Raw genomic sequence first — 3,019 nt, 5'->3', positions numbered from 1 at the left:
TCGACGATCTCGCCCTTGTCCATGAAGATCACGCGGTTCGCCACGGTGCGGGCAAAGCCCATTTCGTGGGTCACGCAAAGCATGGTCATGCCGTCTTCGGCCAGGCCGATCATGGTGTCGAGCACTTCCTTGACCATTTCCGGGTCGAGCGCCGAGGTCGGTTCGTCGAACAACATGATCTTCGGCTTCATGCACAGGGCACGGGCAATCGCCACGCGCTGCTGCTGACCACCGGACAACTGACCCGGGAACTTGTGGGCCTGCTCCGGGATACGCACGCGCTCCAGGTAGTGCATGGCGATTTCTTCCGCCTTGCGCTTGGGCATCTTGCGCACCCACATCGGCGCCAGCGTGCAGTTCTGCAGGATGGTCAGGTGCGGGAACAGGTTGAAGTGCTGGAACACCATGCCGACTTCACGGCGGATCGCTTCGATCTGCTTGAGGTCGTTGGTCAGTTCCACGCCATCGACCACGATGCGGCCCTGCTGGTGCTCTTCCAGACGGTTGAGGCAGCGGATGGTGGTGGACTTGCCCGAACCCGACGGACCGCACAGGACGATACGCTCGCCCTGCTTGACGTTCAGGTTGATGTCCTTGAGCACGTGGAACTGGCCGTACCACTTGTTCACGCCCTGCATCTGAATAATGCCTTCAGGACTCACAGGCTGTTTGATCGCTTCACTCATAACAGAACTTCCTAAATTAGGTAGCGCCTCAGCGCTTGTGGCCTGTGTCCAGCTTGCGTTCCAAATGCATGGAATAGCGGGACATACCAAAACAGAAAATCCAGAACACCAGGGCGGCGAACACATAGCCTTCGGTGGCCATGCCCAGCCATTTCGGGTCGGCGGCGGCTTGCTTGACACTGTTGAGCAGGTCGAACAGGCCGATGATGATCACCAGGCTGGTGTCCTTGAACAGCGCGATCAGCGTGTTGACGATGCCGGGAATGACCAGCTTCAGGGCTTGCGGCAGGATCACCAGGCCCATGCTGCGCCAGTAGCCCAGGCCCATCGCGGCCGCGGCTTCGTACTGACCTTTCGGGATCGCCTGCAGGCCACCACGGACCACTTCGGCGACATAGGCCGACTGGAACAGGATCACCCCGATCAACGCCCGCAGCAGCTTGTCGAAGTTCATGCCTTCGGGCAGGAACAACGGCAGCATCACCGAGGACATGAACAGCACGGTGATCAACGGCACGCCGCGCCAGAACTCGATGAAGGTCACGCAGACCACGCGGATCGCCGGCAGGTTCGAACGACGCCCCAGCGCCAGCAGGATCCCCAGCGGCAAGGCGCCGGCGATACCGACGGTAGCGATCACCAGGGTCAGCATCAGGCCGCCCCATTGGCTGGTCGCCACGTTGTCCAGGCCGAAACCACCGTGCAGCAGGAAGTAGGCGACGATCGGGAATACCACCAGGAAGCTCAGGCCGTAGATCGCCTTGCGCGGGAAGCGCGAGATGAACAACGGCGCGGCACCGATGATCGCCAGCCACACGGTCGAATCCACGCGCCAGCGCAGTTCCTGCGGGTAGTAGCCGTACATGAACTGGCCGAAACGCTGCTGGATGAACACCCAGCAGGCGCCCTCCTTGGTGCAGTCGGCACGGGTGGTCCCGACCCAGTTGGCGTCGAGGATCGCCCAATGCAGGATCGGCGGCACGATCAGGTAGATCAGGTAGAAGGCGAACAGGGTCAGCAGCGTGTTGATCCAGCTGGAGAACATGTTGGCCCGTATCCACGCCATCGGGCCGAAGACCTTGGCCGGCGGTGGCATATCGGGTTTGAAAGTATGGGAACTCATGGGCGTTTCCTCACCGCTCGATCAGCGCAATGCGCTTGTTGTACCAGTTCATCAGCAGGGAAATGCTGATACTGATCGCCAGGTACACGCTCATGGTGATGGCAATGACTTCGATGGCCTGCCCGGTCTGGTTCAGCACCGTACCGGCAAACAGCGAGACCATTTCCGGGTAACCGATACCGGCCGCCAGGGACGAGTTCTTCGCCAGGTTCAGGTATTGGCTGGTCAGCGGAGGAATGATCACGCGCAGGGCCTGCGGGATGATCACCTTGCGCAGGGTCGGACCGTTGCGCAGGCCCAGGGAGCGCGCCGCTTCGGTCTGGCCATGGCTGACCGACTTGATCCCGGAGCGCACGATCTCGGCGATGAACGCCGCGGTGTACACCGTCAGGGCCAGGGTCAGCGCCAGCAGTTCAGGGATCAGTACCCAGCCGCCGACGAAGTTGAAGCCTTGCAGCTTGGGCATTTCCCAGTGCAGCGGCGCACCGAAGATCAGCGCGCAGAGCGACGGGATCACGATGAACAGCGCCAGTCCGGCCCAGAACTTGTGGAACGGTACGCCGGTTTCTTCGAAGCGCCTGGTCGCCCAGCGGGACATGAACACGATCGCGACGATGGCCAGCACCACGCTGATCACGAACGGCCAGAAACCCTCCGAAGCCAGGGCCGCCGGCATGTTCAGGCCACGGCTGCTGACGAAGAAGGTGTCGCCGAAGTTATGGCTGTTGCGCGGCCCCGGCATGGTCAGGAATACCGCGAAGTACCAGAACAGGATCTGCAGCAGAGGCGGAATGTTGCGGAAGATCTCCACATAGACCGTGGCCAGCTTGTTGATGATCCAGTTCGAAGACAGGCGCGAGACACCGATGATGAAGCCCAGCAGGGTTGCCAGGATCACGCCGATAAAGGTCACCAGCAGGGTGTTGAGCAGGCCGATGACAAACACGCGCGCATAGCTGTCCGACTCGGTGTAGTCGATCAGGTGTTGAGCGATACCGAAACCGGCACTACGCTCGAGGAAACCGAAACCGGAGGTGATCCCCCGGTGTTGCAGATTGGTCTGGGTGTTGTGAAACAGATACCAGCCCAAGGCGATCACCGCGACAACCGTGATGACCTGAAATACCCACGCGCGCACTCGCGGATCGCTGAGGGTGAGCCTCTGCTTTGGTGCGCCGACTTGATTTTGCATGTAGTGCCCCAGAAAAAA

3 protein-coding genes are annotated in these 3,019 nt (G+C 60.9%); all 3 read right to left on the bottom strand.

The features are described from left to right. A partial coding sequence (locus HX851_RS32005; protein ID WP_177066508.1) for an amino acid ABC transporter ATP-binding protein occupies positions 1-686 on the bottom strand: 686 nt, incomplete at its 3' end. Between the two features lie 28 nt (positions 687-714). Continuing rightward, complete coding sequence (locus HX851_RS32000) at positions 715-1,809, bottom strand: amino acid ABC transporter permease (protein WP_017124098.1); 1,095 nt, start codon at positions 1,807-1,809, stop codon at positions 715-717. A 10-nt stretch (positions 1,810-1,819) separates the two neighbouring features. Further along, on the bottom strand, positions 1,820-3,001 hold the full coding sequence (locus HX851_RS31995; RefSeq protein ID WP_042934527.1) for an amino acid ABC transporter permease: 1,182 nt from the start codon (positions 2,999-3,001) through the stop codon (positions 1,820-1,822). Positions 3,002-3,019 lie beyond the last annotated feature (18 nt).

Origin of the sequence: Pseudomonas gingeri (assembly GCF_013385635.1) — a bacterium.
GTDB lineage: Bacteria > Pseudomonadota > Gammaproteobacteria > Pseudomonadales > Pseudomonadaceae > Aquipseudomonas > Aquipseudomonas gingeri_A.
This window is presented reverse-complemented; position numbering and strand designations above follow the sequence as displayed.